Annotated in this window: 2 tRNA genes; both read left to right on the top strand. The window is 34.0% G+C overall.

Going from position 1 to position 321, the window contains the following annotated elements:
• Positions 1–116 precede the first annotated feature (116 nt).
• Positions 117–189 (top strand) — tRNA-Phe (locus tag ACTXGU_RS22410).
• A gap of 37 nt (positions 190–226) precedes the next feature.
• Positions 227–302, top strand: a tRNA-His gene (locus tag ACTXGU_RS22405).
• The last annotated feature ends 19 nt before the right edge of the window (positions 303–321 follow it).

Genomic DNA, 321 nt, shown 5'->3' with positions numbered 1-321 from the left:
TATATTTTTTAAAAATAAAAGGATTTCGAAAATTTACTTCAAAGAGAAAACATCTTGAAAAAAATCAGATTGAAGGTTAAGGCAGAATATAAATACAGAAAATAATTTATTAATAAGGCTCAGTAGCTCAGTTGGTAGAGCAAAGGACTGAAAATCCTTGTGTCGGCGGTTCGATTCCGTCCTGAGCCACCTTTAACAATATAAATAAACCTTAATTAATACTATGGCGGATATGGCGAAGTGGTTAACGCATCGGATTGTGGCTCCGACATTCGTGGGTTCGATTCCCATTATTCGCCCCATTAATTAAAATATAAATAT

The organism is Niallia sp. 01092 (assembly GCF_052318935.1).
Lineage (GTDB): Bacteria > Bacillota > Bacilli > Bacillales > Cytobacillaceae > Niallia.
Note: the sequence above shows the minus strand (reverse complement) of the source record. Positions and strands in the feature narration are given on the sequence as shown.